Here is a 21,120-nt window from a genome sequence, read left to right as displayed (position 1 = left end):
TTTTTTCCATTCGCCGGACGATGCGGTCAGATCGCCGCGGTACGGCGTTCCAGCCAGGCCAGGGCCTCGCCCTGCACCAGCGGCGACAGGCGCTCGAACACCGTCTTGTGATAGTCGTTGAGCCAGGCGATTTCGTCCGTGCGCAAGAGCGTCGGCTCGATGCAGCGGGTGTCGATCGGGCACAGCGTCAGGGTCTCGAAGCACAGGAACTCGCCCAGTTCGGAGGTCAGCCAGCTGCGGTTGGCCACCAGGTTCTCGATGCGCACTCCCCAGCGGCCCGGGCGGTAGATGCCCGGTTCGTTCGACGTGATCATGCCGGGTTCCATGGCCGTGTGCGGGCCCGGGGCCGCGCGGTACGAGATGACCTGCGGGCCTTCGTGCACGTTCAGGAAGTAGCCCACGCCGTGGCCGGTGCCGTGGCCATATTCGGCACCGCCTTCCCAGATGGGCGCGCGGGCAATGGCGTCCAGCATGGGTGACGGCGTGCCGCGCGGGAACGCGGCGCGCGACAGCGCGATCATGCCCTTGAGCACCAGCGTGAAGTCGACCTTCTGGTCGGCGTTGGGCGTGCCCACCGCGACGACCCGGGTGATGTCGGTGGTGCCGCCCAGGTACTGGCCGCCCGAATCGATCAACAGCAGGCCGTCGCCGTCGATGACCGAATGCGATTCGGCGGTGGCGCGGTAGTGCGGCATGGCGCCATTGGCGTTGAAGCCGGCGATGGTGGCGAAACTGGGGCAGACGTAATCGGGCCGACGCGCACGGGCGGCGGTGATCTGCTCGTCGATGGTGAGCTCGGTGATGGTCTCGCGGCCCAGCGCGCCTTCGAACCAGGCGAAGAACTCACAGAGCGCGGCGCCGTCCTGCGCCATGGCCTGGCGCACGTTGGCCAGCTCGGCGTCGGTCTTGCGCGACTTGAGCAGGGTGGACGGGTTGATGGCTTCGACGCGGGGCACGGCCGGGTCCATCGCGTGGAACACGCCGCAGGTGACGCGGGCCGGGTCGATCAGCAGTCTCTGGTCCCGTTCCAGCGAGGCCAGCGCGTCGGCGGCCTGGGCGTAGCCCGCCACCTCGACGCCATCGGCGGCCAGGACGGCGCGCAGGGCATCATCGACTTTGCCTTCGGCCACGAACAGCGTGGCGTGATCCAGCCCGATCAGGGCGTGGCCGACAAAGACGGGGTTGTAGTCGACGTCGGCGCCGCGCAGGTTGAACAGCCAGGCGATGTCGTCCAGCGTGCTGACAAAGTGCACGTCGGCGCCATGGCCGCGCATGGCATGGCGCACCTGGGCCAGCTTGTCGGCGCGCGACACGCACGCCTGCGGCGCCACGTGTTCGTAGATGGCGGCCGTGGGCAGGCCGGCGCGGTCGGGCCAGACGTCGTCCAGCAGGTCGGCGCGGATTTCCAGCGTGGCGCCCGACGTGGCCGCGGCCACCGACAAGGCGCGGAAGGCCGCCAGGCCCAGCACCTGGCCATCGACACCGATGACGTCACCCGGGCGGGTGTTGGCGGCCAGCCAGTCCACATGCCCCGGCGTGGTGGCCACGGCGATTTTCATCAGTTTCACCCCGGTGCCGGCCAGTTGCGCTTCGGCCTGCACCCAGTAGCGGCTGTCGACCCACAAGCCGGCGAAATCCGCCGTGACGACCAGCGTGCCCACCGATCCCGTAAAGCCCGACAGCCAACGCCGCCCCTGCCAGCGCGCGGGCAGGTATTCGGACAGGTGCGGGTCCGAGGACGGCACGATATAGGCGGAAAGGCCGCGGCGGCTCATGGCCTGCCGCAGTTGGGCAATACGGGCGTCGGTGCTAGACATGGGTTTCCTTAGCGCAACATGAAAGACATGGCGGCCAGGCTGTTCAGCGTGCGGATGGCAGCCTGCATGCTGTCCGTGGTGAACCGCAGCGTCACGCCATCCACGCGCTCGAGCGTGGGCCACATGCAGAACAGGTCAGCCAGCGCCGAGGTCTGCGTCTGCAACCGGCATTCTATAGGGGCGGGGATGCGGAAAGGAACGGCCTTCTTGATGTTTCTGACCGCGGTTTCGGCGGCCGCGGTGATGGCGCGGCGCGAGGCGGCCGGCGACAAGGTCACGCCGCTGCCCTGCCCGTGGGCCACCTTGGTCTGCACCCATTGGGCGCCGGGGAACAGGTCGGTGTTTTCCGAGATGAAGACGTCGTCGCCCGTGGCCAGGATGACGGGCACGCCCATTTCGCCTGCCAGCGCGCCGTACAGGCCGGCTTCGCCCAGTTCCATGCCGTTGATGAAGACGCGGGCGAAGGCAAAGCTGTTGATCGTATGGGCCAGGACGCCGCGGCCCTGCGAGCGCGAGTGATAGCCGATCATGAAGACGGCATCGCAGCCCTCTTCCAGCCCGCCCATCATGCCCAGGTAGCGCGGCTTGCCCAGCACCAGGCGGGCACGTTCGTCCAGGCCGTCCGGCAGCAGGTTGCGAAAGCCGCCGTGCGAATCATTGACCAGGATCTCTTCGGCGCCGCCGGCGATCGCGCCTTGCACCGCGGCGTTGGCCTCGGCGGTCATCCAGGCGCGGGCGCGCTCGTATTCGCCGTTGCCGGCGCGGATCTGTTCAGCATGAAAGACGCCGGCGACGCCTTCGATATCGGTGGAAATGAGGATCTTCATGGGAGTGCCTTGGTGGGATTCTGGAATTCGGTGTCGGCCAGCCACTGCCGCCAGTCGGGCGCAGCGTCGCGGATGGCGGTGCGGACGTGGCCGTCGCGGCCCTGCACGCTGTCGGCACGCCACAGAGCAGCGATGATGGCCTGCTCGCAGGCCTCGGCGGCGGCTTCGAACAGCGGATCGATACGGGCTTCGTGCAGCATGGCGATGGCCGGCATCGGGCGTTCGGCTTCTTGCGGCACGGTGTAGGCCGTGGAAAACGCCAGCGCGAGGTCGCCGCTGCCGTGGCCGAACACCGAACCGGTGCGCGCCAGGCCCGCGCCCGCGCGCAGCGACAGGCGCCGCAATTGGCGTGCATCCAGCGGCGCATCGGTCGCCACCAGCAAGATGATGGAACCCTTTTCCGGCACGATGGCGGCGTTTTCGCCCGCCTGCGCCAGGTTGCCTTCCAGCTGGCCCGCCAGTCGGCGGCCGAACGGCCGGCCCGCCACGATCAGGTTGGGCAGGCGGCCAAAGTTGGACAGCACCAGCGCGCCGACCGTATAGCGCTGCTCCGGCTGAATCGTCGCCACCCGCGAGGCCAAACCAATACCGCCCTTGAACGAAAAGCAGGACATGCCGCGGCCCGCGCCCACCGCGCCTTGCGCCGGGTGCTTGCCCGCGGCGGCCAGCGCATCGGCGTAGTGCGATTCCTCTACCGCCAGCGCCTGGATGTCGTTCAGGTAGCCGTCGTTGCACTCGAAGACCAGTGGGTTGACCGTCGCCATGCCGCGACCGATGCCGGGGTTGGCCGCCACCGCCGCGCGGATCTGGGCGTTGGCCACCGTGCCCACGCCAAAGGTGTTGGTCAGCGCGATCGGCGTTTCCAGCACGCCCAGTTCCTGCACCTGCACCAGCCCCGTGCTCTTGCCGAAGCCGTTCAGGATGGTGGCGGCGGCCGGCACCTTGTCGAGGTAAGGATCGCCGGCATGCGGCTTGACCACCGTCACGCCGGTCTGCCGAGCGCCGTCGGCCAGCGTGCAGTGACCGACGGTGATGTCGCCCACGTCGCAGATCGAATCCAGCGGCCCCGACGGCAACGTGCCGATGCGAGGGATGTCCTGCATTTGTCTATCCATGATGACTGCCTGTCCAGAGGACCCCGAATGCAGGCCCCGAAATGCGAAACGCCGCCGTCCTGCGTGGCCGGTGCGCCTGCCTGGTGGCAAGCGCCGGAACGCGGGCGGCGGCGAGATGGGCGCCCGCCACGCCCAGCCCGGTACCGATGGGGCGAGGCGGGCGGCAAGCCATTGCGTGTGCCTACTTGCGGTCGATCTTGGGATCGAGCGCGTCGCGCAGGCCGTCGCCCAGCAGGTTGAACGCCAGGACGGTCAGGAAGATCGCCAGCGCCGGGAAGATCGCCACGTGCGGGGCGATCACCATGTCGGCGCGCGCCTCGTTCAGCATCGCGCCCCACTCGGGCGTGGGAGGCGATGCCCCCATGCCCAGGAACGACAGGCTGGCCGCGGTAATGATCGAGGTGCCGATACGCATCGTGCCGTACACCACGATCGGCGAGATCGTGCCGGGCAGGATGTGGCGCATGATGATGGTCCAGTCGGACGCGCCCACGCTCTTGACGGCTTCGACGTAGGTCATCTGCTTGATCGACAGCGTGTTGCCGCGCACCAGGCGGGCAAACGCCGGCACGCTGAACACGGCCACGGCCACGATCACGTTGACCATGCTGGAGCCCAGGATGGCGACCACGCCGATGGCCAGCAGCATGCCGGGAAAGGCCAGCAGCACGTCGGAGATACGCATCGTGATGCGTTCCCACCAGCCTTCGTAGTAACCGGCCATCAGCCCCATGAAGGTGCCGACGACGGCGCCCATGGCGACGGACAGGAAACCGGCGGCCAGCGAGATGCGCGCGCCCATGATGATGCGGCTGAAGATGTCGCGGCCCAGCGAATCCACGCCCAGCCAGTGGGTCAGCGACGGGCCGGCATTGAGCGCGTCGTAATCGAAGAAGTTCTCGGCGTCGAACGGCACGATCCAGGGGGCGAAAATCGCCACCACGACCAGCAGCAGGACGAAGATGCCGGCGCCCACCGCCAGCTTCTGCTTCTTGAATTTGCGCCAGAACTCGGTGGCGGGCGTGCGCACGTCGTTCTTGGGAACGGCGGCGATGGTCGCGGCGGGGGTCGTATTGCTCATGGCCGCCTCACTTGTAACGGATGCTGGGATTGATGACGCCGTACAGCACGTCGACAATCAGGTTGATCAGGATGAATTCGAACGAGAACAGCAGCACCAGGCCCTGGATCACCGGATAGTCGCGCTGGGTCACGGCATCGACCAGCAGGCGGCCCAGGCCGGGCCAGTTGAACACCGTCTCGACCACGATCGAGCCCCCCAGCAGGAAGCCGAACTGCAGGCCCATCATGGTGACGACCGGAATCAACGCGTTGCGCAGCGCATGCTTGATGACGACGCGGCGCTCGGTCAGGCCCTTGGCGCGGGCGGTCCGCACGAAGTCTTCCTGGATGACTTCCACGAAGGAAGCGCGGGTAAAGCGCGCCATCACCGCGGCCACGGCCGCGCCCAACGTGATGGACGGCAGGATGTAGTGTTGCCAGGTCGAGGCACCCACGGTCGGCAGCCAGCCCAGGTTCACGGAAAACACCTGCATCAGCATCATCCCCAGCGCGAATGCGGGGAACGAAATGCCGGACACCGCCAGCGTCATGCCCAGGCGATCGGGCCAGCGGTTGCGCCAGACGGCGGACACGATCCCGATGATCATGCCGAAGGTGACGGACCAGGCCATGCTTGCGACCGTCAGCCACAGCGTGGGCATGAAGCGGTCGGCGATTTCGGTCGAGACGGGACGCTTGGTACGCAGCGAGGTACCGAGGTCGCCTTGCAGCATGTGGCTGAAGTAGCGCACGAATTGCTGCGGCAGGGGCAGATCCAGCCCCAGTTCCTTGCGCACCAGTTCAACGGTTTGCTGGTCGGCCTCCTGGCCGGCGGCCAGTCGCGCCGGGTCGCCCGGAAGCATGTGCACGAACAGGAACACGACCACGGCTACCAGCAGCAGCGTGGGGATCATGCCCAAAAGACGTTTGACGATGTAGGTCAGCATTGAAATTCCTGCAACATCGGCGGGGACACCGCGTCCCCGCCGTATGTGGCCTTGCAAGGGCCTTGCGGCCCCGAGAGTTACCGCCGGATTACTGCTTCAGGTCGATGTCGCCGAACCAGAACGAGGTGTCCGGTTCCACGTACACGCCCGACAGGTTCTTGGACTTGACGTACAGGTTGTTCTGGGTCACCAGGAAGGCCCACGGGGCGTCCTTCCAGATGGTTTCCTGAACGGTCTTGTAGATCTCGGTCTTCTTGGCGCGGTCGGTCGTGGCCAGGGCTTGCTGGATGCCATCGTCAACCGACTTGTTCGAGTAGTACGAGACGTTGTTGAGCACCGGCGGGAAAGCGGGGGTGGTCAGCAAGGGACGCAGGCCCCAGTCGGCTTCGCCGGTCGAGGACGACCAGCCGGCGTAGTACATGCGGACCTTGGCGTCTTCCGGCTTTTGCACCTGCTGCACGCGCTGCACGCGTTGGCCCGATTCCAGCACTTCGACCGAAACCTTGATGCCGACTTGCGCCAGCTGCTGCTGCAGGAACTGCACCACCTTCACCGAGGTGCCGTCGTTGTAGGCGGACCAGAGCTGGCTTTCGAAGCCGTTGGGGTAGCCGGCTTCGGCGAGCAGGGCCTTGGCCTTCTTGATGTCGTACGGCCACGGGCCGGTCTTGTGGGCGAAGTCGACGCCGGTCGGCACGACGCCGTCGACGACGGTGGCGTAGCCCGAGAATGCGACCTTGGCCAGGGCATCCTTGTTGATGGCGTAGTTGATGGCTTCACGCACCTTGACGTTGTCGAACGGCTTTTGCTGCACGTTCATCGACAGGTAGCGGGCCATGATCGAGTTCTTGTGGTCGACCACGTCCAGCTTGTCGTTCTTGCTCAGCACGGCGGCTTGCTCGAACGGCACCGGGAAAGCGAATTGCGCTTCGCCCGTCTGCACCACGGCAGCGCGAGTGTTGTTGTCGGTGACGGTGCGGAACGTCAGGGTGTCGACCTTCGGGTAGCCCTTCTTCCAGTAGCCGTCGAACTTCTTGACCTTCAGGTATTCCGCCGGCTTCCATTCGACGAATTCGAACGGGCCCGTGCCCACCGGGTGGAAACCGATTTCCTTGCCGTACTTGGCCAGCGCGGCCGGCGAGATCATCATGGCGGCCGGGTGGGCCAGCGCGTTGATGAAGGCCGAGAACGGCTTCTTCAGGGTGATCTTGACGGTCAGCGGATCGATCACGTCGATCTTTTCGATGACGCTGAACTGGATGTAGCGCGACAGGCGGTTTTCCGGATTGGCCGGGCGGTCGAAGTTGATCTTGACGGCTTCGGCGTTGAACGGGGTACCGTCATGGAACTTGACGCCATCGCGCAGCTTGAAGGTGTAGACCAGGCCGTCTTCGCTGACGGTGTAGTCGGTGGCCAGGACCTTCTGGACCTTCAGGTCCTTGTCGAACTCGAACAGGCCTTCGTAGTAGGCCTTGCCGGCCGCCTGGTTCAGCGTGCTGTTGGTGTTGTACGGGTCGAGCGTTTCCAGAGCGATGGAGACGGCAAACGTCACGTCCTTGGCAGCATGCGCCAGCGGCGAAGTGAGCACGCCGAAGGCCACCGCGGCGGCGGCCATCAGTTTGGTGGGGCGCAGAACTTTCATCATTGCAACTCCTGGTTCCAAAACGGAATTAGGGGGTTTGGTGGAAGAAAAACAAGTACAACAACTGACTCAATACGCTCCGCCGACCGCATGGCGGGCGACGAAGTGATCGGTTCCTACCTGCACCAGCGGCTGCACCACCGGCTCGTCGTCGAGCCTGCGGATCGGGCTGGGAATCTCGTCGGACAGCAAGGTGCGCTTGAGATGGCGGCGCGCCGGATCGGCGATCGGCACGGCCGACATCAGCTTCTTGGTGTACGGGTGCTGCGGGTTCTCGAAGATCGCGCGGCGCGGGCCGATCTCGACAATCTGCCCCAGGTACATGACGGCCACGCGATGGCTCACGCGTTCGACCACGGCCATGTCATGCGAAATGAACAGGAACGAAATGCCCATGTCGCGTTGCAGGTCGATCAGGAGGTTCACGATCTGCGCCTGGATCGACACATCCAGCGCCGACACCGATTCGTCGGCGATCACGACCTTGGGATTCAGGGCCAGGGCGCGCGCGATGCAGATGCGCTGGCGTTGGCCGCCCGAGAATTCATGCGGGTAGCGCTGCGCCATTTCAGGCGGCATGCCGACGCGCTCGAGCAGTTCGGACACGCGGCGCTCGGCTTCGCGGCCCTTGGCCACGCCGTGCACCAGCAGGGGCTCCATGATCGAGAAGCCGACGGTCACGCGCGGGTCGAGCGAGGCAAACGGGTCCTGGAACACGAACTGGATGTCGCGGCGCAGGGATTGCAGTTCGCTGTTCTTCAAGCGCACGATGTCGCGGCCGCCGAAGCGGATTTCGCCGCCCTGGCTTTCCACCAGGCGCAGCAGCGAGCGGCCGGTGGTGGACTTGCCACAACCCGACTCGCCCACCAGCGACAGCGTTTCGCCGGGGTACAGGTCGAAGCTGACCTTTTCCACGGCGTGCACGCGGCGCTGCACACGGCTGAGGATGCCGCCGCGCAGGTCGAAACGCGTCACCAGGTTGCGCACGCTCAGGATCGGCTCGCGGTGGGCGGCCGGCACTTCCTGCGTGCTGGTCGCGCCGGGCTCGGCCACGGGTTGCGCCTTGCCATCGACTTGCAGCAGGGGAAAACGCGCAGGCAGGTCGGTGCCCTGCATCGCACCCAGCTTCGGCACGGCCGACAGCAGCGCCTTGGTATAGGCATGCTGGGGCGCGGCGAAGACGGATTCCGACGGACCTTCCTCGACCTTGTCGCCGCGGTACATCACCAGCACGCGGTCGGCCACTTCGGCCACCACGCCCATGTCGTGGGTGATGAACACCACGCCCATGTGCATTTCTTCCTGCAGCTGGCGGATCAGTTGCAGGATCTGCGCCTGAATCGTGACGTCCAGCGCGGTGGTCGGCTCGTCGGCGATCAAGAGCGCCGGCTTGCAGGCCAGCGCCATCGCGATCATGACGCGTTGGCGCATGCCGCCCGACAACTGGTGCGGGTAGCGGTCCAGCACCGACCTGGCTTCCGGAATGCGCACCTGCTCCAGCATGCGCAGCGCTTCGGCGCGCGCAGCGGCGGCGTCCTTGCCCTGGTGCTGGCGGATGGACTCGGCGATCTGGTCGCCGGCCGTGAACACCGGATTCAAGGAGGTCATCGGCTCCTGGAAAATCATGGCCATGTCGGCGCCGCGCACATTGCGCATGACGCGCTGGCTGGAGCCGGCCAGGTCGATCACCGAGCCGTTGCGCCGGCGCAGGGCCATGCGGCCCTGGGCGATGCGGCCACCGCCATGTTCCACCAGGCGCATGAGCGCCAGCGAGGTCACCGACTTGCCCGAACCCGATTCGCCCACGATGGCCAGGGTCTCGCCCCGGTCCACATGGAACGACAGGTTGCGCACGGCTTCGACCGTGCGCTCCGAACCCACGAAGCGCACCGTCAGGTCGTCGACCTGGACCACGCGGTTATCCGGCAGCGCCAGGCTGTTTGCGCGATCAACCATATCTTTAGTCATCCCCAAAACTGACAAAAACGAAACGCGGCGCCGCTCAGCGATAGATGGCGGCGACCGGCTTCTCACCGACGCGGGCGTAACCGCGGTACATGCCTTCCGTGTTGAACGGCAAGGCCACATTGCCCTGGGCGTCGACGGCTACCAGGCCGCCCTTGCCGCCGATGGTGGGCAGTTTTTCCATGACAACGCGGTCCGCCGCCGTTTCCAGCGACGCGCCGCAATACTCCATCTGGGCCGCCACGTCGTAGGCGGCAACCATGCGGATGAACATTTCGCCGGTGCCCGTGGTGGACACCGCGCAGGTCTTGTTGCTGGCGTAGGTGCCGGCGCCGATCAAGGGCGCGTCGCCGACGCGGCCGACCTGCTTGTTGGTGATGCCGCCGGTGGACGTGGCCGCGGCCAGGTTGCCCTGGGCGTCCAGCGCCACGGCGCCGACCGTACCGAACTTCTTGTCCGAATCCAGCGGATCGGCCGGAGCCGGCTGGCCGCGCGCGACCATGGCCTGGCCATCGTGGTCCAGCACCGCGGCTTCGGGCGTTTCGCGCTGCACGCGCAGCAGTTGCTCGCGGCGCGCTTCGGTCGAGAAATACGACGGGTCGACCAGTTCCAGGCCCGCGTCCTTGGCGAAGGCTTCCGCGCCCTCGCCCACGAAGAACACGTGCTTGCTGGTTTCCATGACGGCGCGCGCGGCGAACACCGGGTTGCGCACGCGATTGACGTTGGCGATGGCGCCCGACCGCAGCGTGGCGCCGTCCATGATGGCGGCGTCCAGTTCGTGGGTGCCGGCGCTGGTGAACACGGCGCCATGGCCGGCGTTGAACAGCGGACAGTCTTCCAGGAGGCGCACGGCTTCGGTGACGGCATCCAGGGCGCTGCCGCCGCGGGCCAGCACGGCCTGGCCGGCGGCCAGGATGGATTCGAGGGCGCTCAGGTATTCCTGTTCTTTCTCGGGCGACATGGCCGCGCGGGACATTGCGCCGGCGCCACCGTGAATGGCAATCACGGGTTGAATCATCGTTTACCTACTCCATGGATGAGCCACGGCATGACGGACTGGGTCACCCCAGCGGCGGCCGCGACGGAATTCTTGGCCCGATAGGCCACCGCGGCCGACAGGGCTTCGATCAGCCCCAGCGCCGCGGTTTCGGAATTGGGAATCAGCTGGCGCGCGGAAAACGCGTACAACACCACGGAAGCCGTGGGCGCCAGCGGAGACGTGGGTTTGTCGGTCAGCACCAGCACCGGCACGCCGGCTTGCTGCGCCGCGCCCGCCAGCGTCACCGTGTCGGCCAGATACCGCGGGAAACCGATGGCGATCACCAGGTCTTTGCTGGTCATGCGCGACATCTGGCGCGCGGCATGCGACACGCCGCCTGGGCCGGCCAGCGACTCGACCGAGTGCAGATGCATGCACAGGCCCCGCTGCAGCAGGCCAGCCAGAAAACCGCTGGCGCCAAAGCCGATGATGAAAACGCGCTCGGCGGCAAGAATCGCTTCCACCGCCTGGTCACAGGCGGCCGGGTCCAGCGATTGCAGGTTGCGCTGCGCGTTGCGGATGTCTTCTTCGAGCGTGGCCGCGAAGATCTGCACGGCGCTGGCCGAGTGCGCCAATTCCGTGCGCAGCTTTTCGACGGGTTCCAGCGCGGCTTCGAAGCCGCGCGCCAACTCGGCGCGAAATTGCGGGTAGCCCGGCAAGTCCAGGGCGCGTGCGAAGCGGTTGGCCGTGGCCACCGATACGCCCACCGCCGCCGCGAATTCGTCGATGGTCATCGTGGCGACGCGGAACTGGTGCGCCAGGACGTACTCGGCCATCTTGTGCTGCGTGCGGCTCAGCGCGGGCTGGGCCCGGGCGATCCGATCAGCGATCGTGATTACGGCCTTGTTCATCGTGGGGGTGGGGAGCGGGAGAGTAGCGGACGATTGTGTAAATCTGTTTACACATAAATTTTAGATAAGAAAATTCATTTTCATACTAAGGGTATACCCGTGAATTTATGTAACAGTGCTTCAAAAGAAACGGGGCCGGCTTGCGGTACCCTTATTGCCCTCCTTTCACTCCCGATTTCCGGAACCGTCCGCATGCCCGCCTGGATCAGCAAACCCCACGCCGAACTCACCCCCGCCGAGCTCTACGCCATCCTGCGCCTGCGCTCGGAAGTCTTCGTGGTGGAACAGAACTGCGTCTTCCTGGACATGGACGGCAAGGACCTGCAGGGGCAGACCGAACACCTGATGGCTTGGCAGGACGGCGCGCTGCTGGCCTATTGCCGCCTGCTCGAACCCGCGCTGAACGACGGCCAGGCCGTCATTGGTCGGGTGATTACGGCGTCGGCTGCCCGGGGCACCGGGCTGGGCCATGAACTGATGCGCCGCGCCAAGGCCGAAGCCGCCCGTCTGTGGCCCGGCCAGCCGGTGTACCTGGGCGCCCAGGCCCGGCTCAAGGCGTATTACGCCGGCCACGGCTTCGTGCCGGTCACCGAGGAATACATCGAAGACGGCATCCCGCACGTGGGCATGCTGTTGCAGGAAGCGGCCTGACGCGGTGCGCAGCGCTCCGCCTTTGCTGGCCCCAATGAAAAACGCCCCTTGCGGGGCGTTTTCGTTTTCAGGCCAGCGGCGTTTACTTGACCGCCGACACGTCCAGCTTGGCGCCGGTCTTGGACTGGATTTCATCCACCGTCACGCCCGGCGCCGTTTCCAGCAGCTTCAGGCCGTTGTCGGTGACTTCCATCACGCCCAGGTCGGTGATGATCAGGTCGACCACGCCCACGCCGGTCAGCGGCAGATTGCATTCGGGCAGCAGCTTGATGTCTTCGGTGCCGTCTTTCTTCTTGGCCACGTGTTCCATCAGGACCACGACGCGGCCGACGCCGGCCACCAGATCCATGGCGCCGCCCATGCCCTTGACCATCTTGCCCGGGATCATCCAGTTGGCCAGGTCGCCCTTTTCGGACACCTGCATCGCGCCCAGGATGGCCAGGTTGATCTTGCCGCCGCGGATCATCGCGAACGAGTCTGCCGACGAGAAGATCGACGAGCCAGGCAGCGTCGTGACCGTCTGCTTGCCAGCGTTGATGAGGTCGGCATCGACCTCGGCGTCGGTCGGGAACGGACCAATGCCGAGCAGGCCGTTTTCGGATTGCAGCCAGACTTCGACGCCCTTGGGCACGTGGTTGGCCACCAGGGTCGGCAGACCGATACCCAGGTTCACGTAAAAACCGTCTTGCAGCTCGCGCGCGGCGCGCGCCGCCATTTCATCGCGGGACCATGCCATGTCGTGTTCTCCTTAGGCCGGGCGAGTGGTGCGTTGTTCGATGCGCTTTTCCGGATTGGCGTTCAGCACGATCCGGTGCACATAGATGCCAGGCAGGTGGATCTGGTCGGGGTCCAGGCTGCCGGTGTCGACGATCTCTTCGACCTCGACCACGGTGAACTTGCCGGCCATGGCCACGTTCGGGTTGAAGTTGCGCGCCGTCTTGCGGAACACCAGGTTGCCGCTGCGGTCGGCGATGTGCGCCTTGACCAGCGACACGTCCGGCACCAGCGAACGTTCCATCACGTATTGCTGGCCGTCGAATTCGCGGATTTCCTTGCCGTCGGCCACGATGGTGCCCACGCCGGTGCGGGTGAAGAAGGCCGGAATGCCGGCACCGCCCGCGCGCAGCTTTTCAGCCAGCGTGCCCTGGGGCGTGAATTCAAGTTCGAGTTCGCCCGACAGGTACTGCCGTTCGAATTCCTTGTTTTCGCCCACGTACGACGCGATCATCTTGCGGACCTGGCGGGTGTTCAGCAGCTGGCCCAGGCCGAAGCCGTCGACGCCCGCGTTATTGCTGATGCAAGTGAGGTCCTTGACGCCCGAATCGCGCAACGCGGCGATCAGGGCCTCGGGAATGCCGCAGAGGCCGAAACCGCCCACGGCGATCATCTGGCCGTCCTTGACGATGCCTGCCAGCGCCTCCTGGGCGCTTGCAAAAACCTTGTCCATCGCTCCAACTCCTAATTAAGGTCGAACTGAAGAGAGCCACGCGTGGCGGCGAGCCCTGTTTTTCCTTGAGGCGCGGCTGCCGGTGACGCTTGCCGGCGGCATCGCAGCGGGGCCCGATGCCTGCCGGGTCGCGTTGCCGAGGGTGGCGCGCCCTTTTATTTCTATTATGGTTTGCGCTTGATTTTAACGGCATGCCCGGCAAATGCGCGCGCTGTTTCAAACCGCGCCACAAAGCCGGACCAAGCGCCACGCCTTGAACTACGCCGCCGGCTGGAACTGCGTGGCCATCCTGGCCAGCACTTCGGGCGGCCACGGTGCGGACGTATTGGCCACGTAATCCATCCAGACCAGCACGTTGCGGCCGCGCGCGTAGGGGCCGGCATCGTCGCCGACCTTCTCGAGCAGCAGTTCGAATTCGGCGCTGGAGCGGCCGATGCGAGTGACCTTGTGCGTGACCCGCACGGTCGCCGGATAGGTCAACGGACGCAGGAAATCGCAGGATGCATGGGCCAGGATGGCGCCATCATTGGCCGGCAATTCGAAGCCCGCGTCGTACAGGATCTGCATGCGGGCCTCTTCCATGAGGCGAAAGTACAGCGTGTTGTTGAGGTGGTTCAAGGCGTCGGAGTCGCCCCAACGCAAGGGCAAATCCACTTGATGGGTGTCGCCCACCGCCAGAATCCGCGCAGACTGAGTGTCCGGGTTCACCAATTGCTCCTGAAGACTGAAAGAAATGCGAAGACGTAGAAGGTCTCCGCCTGCAATACAATCGCCGATAATACTTCCAGCCATATATGGAATACATACGGGGAGCTTTGCAATGTCTGAACGCGAGTCGATGGAATATGACGTGGTCGTGGTTGGCGGGGGACCCGCCGGCCTGGCCACCGCCATCCGTCTGAAACAGCTGGCCGCTGAGAAAAACCAGGAAATCGGCGTCTGCGTCCTTGAAAAAGGCGCCGAGCTGGGCGCGCATATCCTGTCCGGCGCCGTCATGGACCCGCTGGCGCTGACCGAACTGATCCCCGACTGGAAGGAAAAAGGCGCGCCGCTGAACGTGCCCGTCACGCAGGACAAGTTCCTGTTCCTGTCGCAGAACGGCGCGCGCGCCACGCCGAACTGGCTGCTGCCGCCCTGTTTCCACAATGAAGGCAATTACATCGTCCGCCTGGGTGACGTCGTCAAGTGGCTGGGCGAACAGGCCGAGGCGCTGGGCGTGGACATCTTCCCCGGCTTTGCCGCGGTTGAAGTGCTGTACGACGAAAACGGCGCCGTGCGCGGCGTGGCCACCGGCGACATGGGCGTGGCCCGCGACGGCAGCCATACCGACCACTACCAGCCCGGCATGGAACTGCATGCGCGCTACACGGTGTTCGCCGAAGGCGCGCGCGGCCAGCTCGGCCGCCAGCTGATCGACCGCTACAAGCTGGACGACGGCCGCGACCCGCAAGCCTACGGCATCGGCATCAAGGAAATGTGGGAAGTCGACCCGGCCCAGTCCAAGCCCGGCCTGGTGATCCACACCGCCGGCTGGCCGCTGGATGCCGACACCTACGGCGGCTCGTTCCTCTATCACCTGGACAACAACCTGGTGGCCGTGGGCATGATCGTCGGCCTGGATTACGCCAACCCCTGGCTGTCGCCGTTCGACGAATTCCAGCGCTACAAGACCCACCCGGCCATCCGCGGCACCTTCGAAGGCGGCAAGCGCATCGCCTACGGCGCGCGCGCCATCACGGCCGGCGGCCTGCTGTCGCTGCCCAAGCTGACCTTCCCGGGCGGCGTGCTGGTCGGCTGTGAAGCCGGCTTCCTGAACGCTTCGCGCATCAAGGGCAGCCATGCCGCCATCAAGTCGGGCAAGCTGGCCGCCGAAGCCGCGTTCGACGCGCTGATCGCCGACCGCCGCCAGGACGAGCTGGCCGCCTACCCCGAAGCCTTCAAGGCCTCGTGGCTGCACGCCGAACTGAACAAGGCGCGCAACTTCAAGCAGTGGTTCAAGAAGGGCCGCACCGTGGCCACGCTGATGACCGGCATCGAGCAGTTGGTGTTCAAGGGCAAGATGCCCTGGACCCTGCGCCACAGCAAGCCGGACCACGCCTGCCTGCAGCCGGCGTCGCAATGCGCCCGCATCGACTACCCCAAGCCCGATGGCAAGCTGACCTTCGACAAGCTCAGCTCGGTGTTCATCTCGAACACCAATCACGATGAAAACGAACCCGTCCACCTGACACTGAAAGACCCATCGGTGCCGGTGCAGGTCAACCTGGCCAAGTACGGCGGACCGGAATCGCGCTACTGTCCGGCCGGCGTGTACGAGTTCGTCAAGGACGACCACGGCGACGACCGCTTGCAGATCAACGCGCAGAACTGCGTGCACTGCAAGACCTGCGACATCAAGGACCCGACCCAGAACATCGTCTGGGTGGCCCCGCAAGGCGGCGAAGGGCCCGTCTACAGCGGCATGTGACCGGCGCCGCGCAACATGGCTGAACGCGTGCTCTTCATCGGTTGCGGCGACCTCGGCCAACGTGCCGCCCGTCTGCTGCTGGCGCGCGGCGACCAGGTTTTCGCGCTGCGCCGCCACCCGCCCGCGGACGACGCCAGCGGCATCCACTGGCTGCAAGGCGACATCACCCGGCCGGATGGCCTGCCGGCCCTGCCGGCCGGCATCACCCGCGTGATCCATGTCGCCACCGCCGGGGCACGCGACCCCGCCGCCTACCGCGGCGTGTTCGTCGACGGACTGAACCGCGTGCTGGACGCGCTGGATACGTCCCAGGTCGAACGCGTGGTGTTCGTGTCGTCCAGCGCGGTCTATGGCGAACACCATGGCGACTGGGTCACCGAAGACACGCCGCCCGCGCCGCAAGGCTTCAACGGCCGCATCCTGCTCGAGGCCGAAGCCGCACTGGCCGCACGGCCGCTGCCGCACACCACGATCCGCTTTGCCGGCCTGTACGGCCCCGGCCGCCTGCAATTGATCGAACGCCTGCGGGCAGGCGCGGCCGGCGCGCCGACCCAGCCGCCGCATTGGGCCAACCGCATCCACATCGACGACGCCGCGGCCGCCATCGCCCACCTGGCGCGGCTGCCCGACGCGCAGCCGGTCTACATCGGCTGCGACGACACCCCGCTGCCGCTGCACGTGCTGTACGCGGACCTGGCCTGCCTGATCGGCGCCCCCGCCCCGGCCGAAGCCCCCGCCCCCGCCAACATCGGCAGCAAGAAACTCAGCAACGCCCGCCTGCGGGCCAGCGGCCTGACGCTGCAATGGCCCGACTCGCGGGCCGGCTATGCCGCGTTGCTGGCTGGCGCAGCGCAGGCATAGTTCGGCCACCAACGAATCGTTGCATGAGCGGCAGGGAGATACTGGCCCCTGTTTCCCCGCCGGACCTGCCATGCCAGCCCCTGATCCGCTCGATCCGCTCCAGGCGGTCGTACATCCCGATCCCTATCCCTATTACCGCGCGCTTGTCCGCGACCGACCGCTGTATTACGACGCCTCGCTGAGCCTGTGGGTGGTGAGCAGTCCCGCGCTGATCCTGGAGGTCATGCGCCATCCCGCCGCACACGTGCGGCCCGTGGCCGAGCCGGTGCCCAACAATGTTTGCGGCGGCCCGGCGGGCGCGCTGTTCGGCCAGTTCGCGCGCATGACGGACGGTGAATCGCACGCCCGGATCAAGCCGCTGCTGGCCGCTTTCCTCGCGCGGCAATCGCAACAAGCCTGTACCCCACGATGGCCTGATCTGCAAACAGCGTCAGGCACCGGCCCTTGCGCGGCGGATGTCGATCGCTATCTGCATGCCGCCCCCGTCCACGCGCAGGCCGCGTTCCTGGGATTACCGCCCGACATCCTGGAAGGGTGCGCCCGCGACATCCGCGATTTCCTCGCGGCGCTGACGCCCGCCGCGCCGGCCCCTGTCATTGCGGCCGCACACGTCGCCGCCCGGCAATTGTCGGCAACCTTGCACGCCCATCTGACACACCCTGACGCCAGCCCGGCCCTGCGTGAACTGCGCCATGACGGCGCACGCGCCGGCCTGCCCGCCACCATGCTGGCCGCCAATCTCGCGGGCCTGCTGTTCCAGTCCTGCGAGGCGGGCGCCGGTCTGCTGGGCAACGCCCTGGTGCTTGCCGGCCGGCAAGGCGCATCGGCCCCATGGACACCGACACAAGCCCAAGCCTGGGTGGACGCAACGCTGCGACAAGATCCCCCCATCCACAACACGCGCCGTTTCCTGGCCGAATCCGCCCACATCGGCGGCCAGCGCATCGAGGCCGGTGCCACCGTGCTGCTGGTGCTGGCCGCCGCCGCGACCGTGCAGCCTCAGTCCCACTGGACCTTCGGCGCCCTGGCCCATGCCTGTCTCGGTCGCGACCTGGCGCGCCAGCATGCCACAGGTGCATTGGTCCATCTGCTGCGGGCGGGCGTCGATGCCTGCGCGCTGGCGGCGCGCGTTCGCTATCGCCCCCTGCCCAATGCCCGTATTCCCCTGTTTGCCTATTCCAAGGACACCCTCCCATGATCGCCGTGATATTCGAAGTCGAGCCCGCCGAGGGCAACCCCGATCCTTATCTGCGCATCGCCGCCCGCCTGATCGATGAACTCAAATCCATCGATGGCTTCATCTCGGTCGAGCGCTTCCAGAGCCTGTCCACGCCGGGCAAGCTGCTGTCGTTGTCGTTCTGGCGCGATGAAGAAGCGGTCAAGCGCTGGCGTTCGCTGGAATCGCATCGCCAGGCGCAGGAGGCCGGGCGCGGCGGCGTGTTCGCCCATTACCGGCTGCGCGTGGCGCAGGTGCTGCGCGACTACGGCATGCACGAACGCGGCGAGGCGCCGGACGACAGCCGCGCACGGCACGGCTGAGCCGGTCAGGCCATCGGGAACGGGGATCAGGCCTGGACTCGCGCGGCCTGGTAGAAGCAGTAACCGCTGTTGCGCAGGGTCTTGACGGGCAGCGCCTGGCCGCTGGCCGCCTCGACACGACGGCGCAAGCGCCGCATCTGCGTGTCCAGGCGGCGCTGGTCGTAGTCGAGGTAATCGGCGCCCAGGGCTTCGACGATCTGCCGGCGACTGATGTTTTCGCCGGGCTGGTCCATCAGGCAACGCAGCACCGTCAGGTCCTGCTGCGACAGCGGCACGGCGGGCGCGCCTGGAATGAGCAGCCGGCGCGGGCCGACATCCAGCACCCAGCTGTCGGGCCCCGGGTTCGACGCGGACCGCGGCAGGCCCAGACGCCGCACCAGCGCGGCCAGCGTGGCCGCAAGCTCATCCAGGTCGCATCCCTTGCCCAGGTAGTGGTCGGCCCCCATGCCCAGCCCCATGATCCTGTCCGGGCTGGTCTGGCGCGCGCTGAACACCACGATGCCCACCTGCTGGCCGTCGCGGCGCAGGCGCTGGATCAGGTCCAGGCCGCAACCATCCGGCAAACCGATGTCGATGACGGCCAGGTGGTGCCGGCCGGCGTCGAAATGTTGGTCGAATTCCTGCAGGCTGGATACGCACAGCGGTGCGTAGCCCAACTCGTCGAGAAACTCGCCAAGCTCTTGACGCAGCACGGGTTCGTCTTCGAGGAGAATGACTTCAAGCATGGAGTGCGGCGGCGGATTCCCCCGGCCCTGATGTAATCTTGCCGGCTGCACGGGAATCATGACTTGATGAGACGGAATCATTATCCCACGGCGCACGCGTGGCTGTGGCTGCTGGCATTGTTGATCGCGGCCATGGCGGCCGCGGCCCCCGCTCGTGGCGAGCCGCTGGTCCTTGATGGACAGGCGCGGATGCTGTACGCGGGCGGTCACCTCGAACGGCTGGACGACGCGAGCGGCAAGCTCGGGGCCGCGGATGTCGCCCAGGCAGCCGGCTGGACCACGCTGCCCGACAGCTTGAGCGCGGGCTTCACGCCCGCGACGGTGTGGCTGCGCCTGCCGGTGCGGGTGGACCGCATTCCCCAGGGCGGATGGATGCTGCGCCTGAGCAATGCGCTGCTCGATGACGTGCGGGTCTATATGGGCCAGGACGGCTATTGGACATTGCTGGGACGCAGCGGCGAAGACCTGCCGCGCCAGGATTGGCCGGTGGACTACCGCAGCCCCGTGATCTCGTTCGAGCCGCCCGCCCCCGGCAACTACGTCATCCTGGTGCGGCTGCAAAGCAAGAATGCGCTGGCGACCCGGCTGGAAATCTGGCAGCGCCTGGCCTACGACAACCAGTCCCGCCGCGAAGGCCTGATGTTCGGCCTGTACTTCGGTTTCTATCTGCTGCTGATCTGCGCGCACGGGGCCTTCTGGCTCGTGACTCGCGCCTCGATGAGCGGCCTGTTCCTGGCCTATATCGGCAACTGCGTCTTCAACGAGGTGCTGTCGCTGGGCCTGGTGCAGCAACTGACGGGCCTGCCGGTAGGCTGGAGCGACCGCCTGCTGGGCGTGGGCATCGCCATCAGCCTGCCGGTGGCGCTGCGTGTCGCCTTCCGCCAATTGAACCTGGCCACGCTGTATCCGCGGGCGGTGCGGTGGCTGGACCGGATCGTCTGGACCATCGCGATCGTCTGCTCGGCGCTGGTCGTGTCCGGCCACTACGCCTGGGGCGTGCAGCCCATCCAGACGCTGGCCCTGCTGGCGATCGTCGGCTTCTCGACCCTGACCGTCTACCTGCTCAAGCGCGGCTGGCGCCCGGCGCGCTTTTTCGCGCTGGCTTTCGGCGTGTTCTACATCAGCGTGCTGATCGCCTTCCTGCGCAATCTGGGCGTGCTGCCGGTCAACACGTTTACCGAATACGTGTCGACGCTGGGCACCATGCTGCACATGCTGCTGCTGAGCCTGTACATTGTCGGCCGCCATGAACGCCAACGGCGCATCCGCGAGCGGCAGCAGGCCAACCTGGCCGCGGACCTGGCGCGGCAGCACAGCCACCGGTTGGAAAAGGAAGTCGCGCTGCGCACGGCCGAGATGCAGAACGAGATCGAACGCCGCGTGGAACTGGAAGGCGAGCTGCGTACGTCGCTGGACAAAGAGCGGCAGGTGTTCGCCGAACAGCGCGACTTCGTCGCCATGGTGTCGCACGAGTTCCGTACCCCCCTGGCAATCATCACCACCTCGGCACAGCAACTGGGGCGCAACCTGGCGGCGCCGGCCGAGAAGACCCTGGCGCGCTGCGGCAACATCCGCGACGCCGCCGTGCGCCTGCTGGCGCTGGTGGATGAATACCTGACCCACGACCGCATGCGTGAACCACGGGCCGAACTGCGCCTGGCCCGTTGCGACGTGCCGGCCATGCTGGCCGACCTGGAACGGGACTTCGCACCCGGCCGCATCCAGTGCCGCTATGGCCCGGGCGAACACAGGCTGCAATGCGATGCCAGCATGCTGCATATCGCCCTGCGCAACCTGCTGGCGAACGCGGACCGGCACTGCACCGACGGGGAAGCGGTGGCCGTCTCGGTACATGCCCAGGGCGACAACCTGCACATCGAGGTCGCCAACCCCGGCAACCGCATTCCCGCCGAAGAACAGGAACGTCTGTTCCAGAAATACTATCGGGGCCAGAACGCGCTGCGCCACCCGGGCGCCGGGCTGGGGCTGTATCTGGTGAAGGCGATCGCCGAACGCTTGGGCGGCACGGTGGTGCTGGCGGGTGCCGGCGGCGACGAACCGGTGTGCTTTCGGCTGAGCTTGCCGCAGCGCGACGCAAGGTAGGCTGACGCCGCCCCCCCGATGTCGGCTGTCGACAATATGTTGCGCGAAAGCATCTGTTTGTATCT

At 66.5% G+C, this 21,120-nt stretch carries 19 protein-coding genes; 6 read left to right on the top strand and 13 right to left on the bottom strand.

Annotated elements, in window-relative coordinates; translation table 11 throughout:
- Positions 1-26 precede the first annotated feature (26 nt).
- The 9 genes from ACUDP5_RS06845 to ACUDP5_RS06805 all read right to left on the bottom strand — a co-directional run bounded on the left by ACUDP5_RS06845 (position 27) and on the right by ACUDP5_RS06805 (position 11,262).
- Positions 27-1,817, bottom strand: coding sequence for an aminopeptidase P family protein (locus tag ACUDP5_RS06845; RefSeq protein ID WP_445658431.1), 1,791 nt, complete (start codon positions 1,815-1,817; stop codon positions 27-29).
- Positions 1,818-1,825: 8 nt separating this feature from the next.
- Complete coding sequence (locus tag ACUDP5_RS06840; RefSeq protein WP_263910564.1) at positions 1,826-2,644, bottom strand: M55 family metallopeptidase; 819 nt, start codon at positions 2,642-2,644, stop codon at positions 1,826-1,828.
- The gene (locus tag ACUDP5_RS06835; protein WP_445658430.1) at positions 2,641-3,759 is read right to left on the bottom strand and encodes a DmpA family aminopeptidase; all 1,119 of its coding nucleotides are present in this window, start codon (positions 3,757-3,759) and stop codon (positions 2,641-2,643) included. The genes ACUDP5_RS06840 and ACUDP5_RS06835 overlap by 4 nt, the downstream gene beginning before the upstream one ends.
- A gap of 181 nt (positions 3,760-3,940) precedes the next feature.
- A complete protein-coding gene (gene gsiD / locus ACUDP5_RS06830; RefSeq protein WP_263910562.1) occupies positions 3,941-4,840 on the bottom strand; it encodes a glutathione ABC transporter permease GsiD in 900 nt (299 codons plus the stop codon).
- A 7-nt stretch (positions 4,841-4,847) separates the two neighbouring features.
- Entirely contained in the window at positions 4,848-5,768 is a 921-nt protein-coding gene (gene gsiC / locus ACUDP5_RS06825) for a glutathione ABC transporter permease GsiC (RefSeq protein WP_263910561.1), read from the bottom strand.
- Positions 5,769-5,856: 88 nt separating this feature from the next.
- Positions 5,857-7,410, bottom strand: a complete 1,554-nt coding sequence (gene gsiB / locus ACUDP5_RS06820) for a glutathione ABC transporter substrate-binding protein GsiB (RefSeq protein WP_263910560.1) — start codon at positions 7,408-7,410, stop codon at positions 5,857-5,859.
- A 66-nt stretch (positions 7,411-7,476) separates the two neighbouring features.
- The gene (locus ACUDP5_RS06815; RefSeq protein ID WP_445658429.1) at positions 7,477-9,363 is read right to left on the bottom strand and encodes a dipeptide ABC transporter ATP-binding protein; all 1,887 of its coding nucleotides are present in this window, start codon (positions 9,361-9,363) and stop codon (positions 7,477-7,479) included.
- A 46-nt stretch (positions 9,364-9,409) separates the two neighbouring features.
- Positions 9,410-10,390: an isoaspartyl peptidase/L-asparaginase gene (locus ACUDP5_RS06810; protein ID WP_263910557.1), complete on the bottom strand. Its 981-nt coding sequence runs from the start codon at positions 10,388-10,390 to the stop codon at positions 9,410-9,412.
- Positions 10,387-11,262 carry a MurR/RpiR family transcriptional regulator gene (locus ACUDP5_RS06805; RefSeq protein ID WP_445658428.1) on the bottom strand — a complete coding sequence of 292 codons (876 nt, stop codon included), beginning with the start codon at positions 11,260-11,262 and terminating at the stop codon, positions 10,387-10,389. Before ACUDP5_RS06805 ends, ACUDP5_RS06810 begins: the two co-directional genes overlap by 4 nt.
- Positions 11,263-11,454: 192 nt before the next feature.
- Here ACUDP5_RS06805 and ACUDP5_RS06800 point away from each other — a divergent pair, with 192 nt between their 5' ends.
- A complete protein-coding gene (locus ACUDP5_RS06800) occupies positions 11,455-11,913 on the top strand; it encodes a GNAT family N-acetyltransferase (RefSeq protein WP_445658427.1) in 459 nt (152 codons plus the stop codon).
- Between the two features lie 82 nt (positions 11,914-11,995).
- On the opposite strand, the gene ACUDP5_RS06795 is transcribed toward ACUDP5_RS06800, so the two are convergent.
- The 3 genes from ACUDP5_RS06795 to ACUDP5_RS06785 all read right to left on the bottom strand — a co-directional run bounded on the left by ACUDP5_RS06795 (position 11,996) and on the right by ACUDP5_RS06785 (position 14,068).
- Positions 11,996-12,649: a CoA transferase subunit B gene (locus ACUDP5_RS06795; protein ID WP_263910554.1), complete on the bottom strand. Its 654-nt coding sequence runs from the start codon at positions 12,647-12,649 to the stop codon at positions 11,996-11,998.
- Positions 12,650-12,661: 12 nt separating this feature from the next.
- The gene (locus tag ACUDP5_RS06790) at positions 12,662-13,360 is read right to left on the bottom strand and encodes a CoA transferase subunit A (RefSeq protein ID WP_445658426.1); all 699 of its coding nucleotides are present in this window, start codon (positions 13,358-13,360) and stop codon (positions 12,662-12,664) included.
- A 258-nt stretch (positions 13,361-13,618) separates the two neighbouring features.
- Positions 13,619-14,068: an acyl-CoA thioesterase gene (locus tag ACUDP5_RS06785; RefSeq protein WP_263910553.1), complete on the bottom strand. Its 450-nt coding sequence runs from the start codon at positions 14,066-14,068 to the stop codon at positions 13,619-13,621.
- Between the two features lie 112 nt (positions 14,069-14,180).
- Here ACUDP5_RS06785 and ACUDP5_RS06780 point away from each other — a divergent pair, with 112 nt between their 5' ends.
- The 4 genes from ACUDP5_RS06780 (at position 14,181) to ACUDP5_RS06765 (ending at position 18,227) form a co-directional block, all read left to right on the top strand.
- On the top strand, positions 14,181-15,827 hold the full coding sequence (locus ACUDP5_RS06780) for an electron transfer flavoprotein-ubiquinone oxidoreductase (protein WP_445658425.1): 1,647 nt from the start codon (positions 14,181-14,183) through the stop codon (positions 15,825-15,827).
- Between the two features lie 15 nt (positions 15,828-15,842).
- Positions 15,843-16,688, top strand: a complete 846-nt coding sequence (locus ACUDP5_RS06775; protein WP_445658424.1) for an NAD-dependent epimerase/dehydratase family protein — start codon at positions 15,843-15,845, stop codon at positions 16,686-16,688.
- A gap of 70 nt (positions 16,689-16,758) precedes the next feature.
- Positions 16,759-17,886 (top strand): cytochrome, encoded by a 1,128-nt coding sequence (locus ACUDP5_RS06770; RefSeq protein WP_445658423.1) that lies wholly within the window; start codon positions 16,759-16,761, stop codon positions 17,884-17,886.
- Positions 17,883-18,227, top strand: a complete 345-nt coding sequence (locus ACUDP5_RS06765) for an antibiotic biosynthesis monooxygenase family protein (RefSeq protein WP_263910547.1) — start codon at positions 17,883-17,885, stop codon at positions 18,225-18,227. Before ACUDP5_RS06770 ends, ACUDP5_RS06765 begins: the two co-directional genes overlap by 4 nt.
- A gap of 26 nt (positions 18,228-18,253) precedes the next feature.
- Here the strand turns inward: ACUDP5_RS06765 and ACUDP5_RS06760 are convergent, their stop codons facing one another.
- Positions 18,254-18,952 (bottom strand): response regulator transcription factor, encoded by a 699-nt coding sequence (locus ACUDP5_RS06760; RefSeq protein WP_263910546.1) that lies wholly within the window; start codon positions 18,950-18,952, stop codon positions 18,254-18,256.
- Between the two features lie 66 nt (positions 18,953-19,018).
- Between ACUDP5_RS06760 and ACUDP5_RS06755 the strand changes: the two genes are divergently transcribed.
- The gene (locus ACUDP5_RS06755) at positions 19,019-21,055 is read left to right on the top strand and encodes a sensor histidine kinase (protein WP_263910545.1); all 2,037 of its coding nucleotides are present in this window, start codon (positions 19,019-19,021) and stop codon (positions 21,053-21,055) included.
- Positions 21,056-21,120 lie beyond the last annotated feature (65 nt).

The sequence above is a fragment of the Achromobacter sp. NCFB-sbj8-Ac1-l genome (assembly GCF_052695805.1).
Note: the sequence above shows the minus strand (reverse complement) of the source record. Positions and strands in the feature narration are given on the sequence as shown.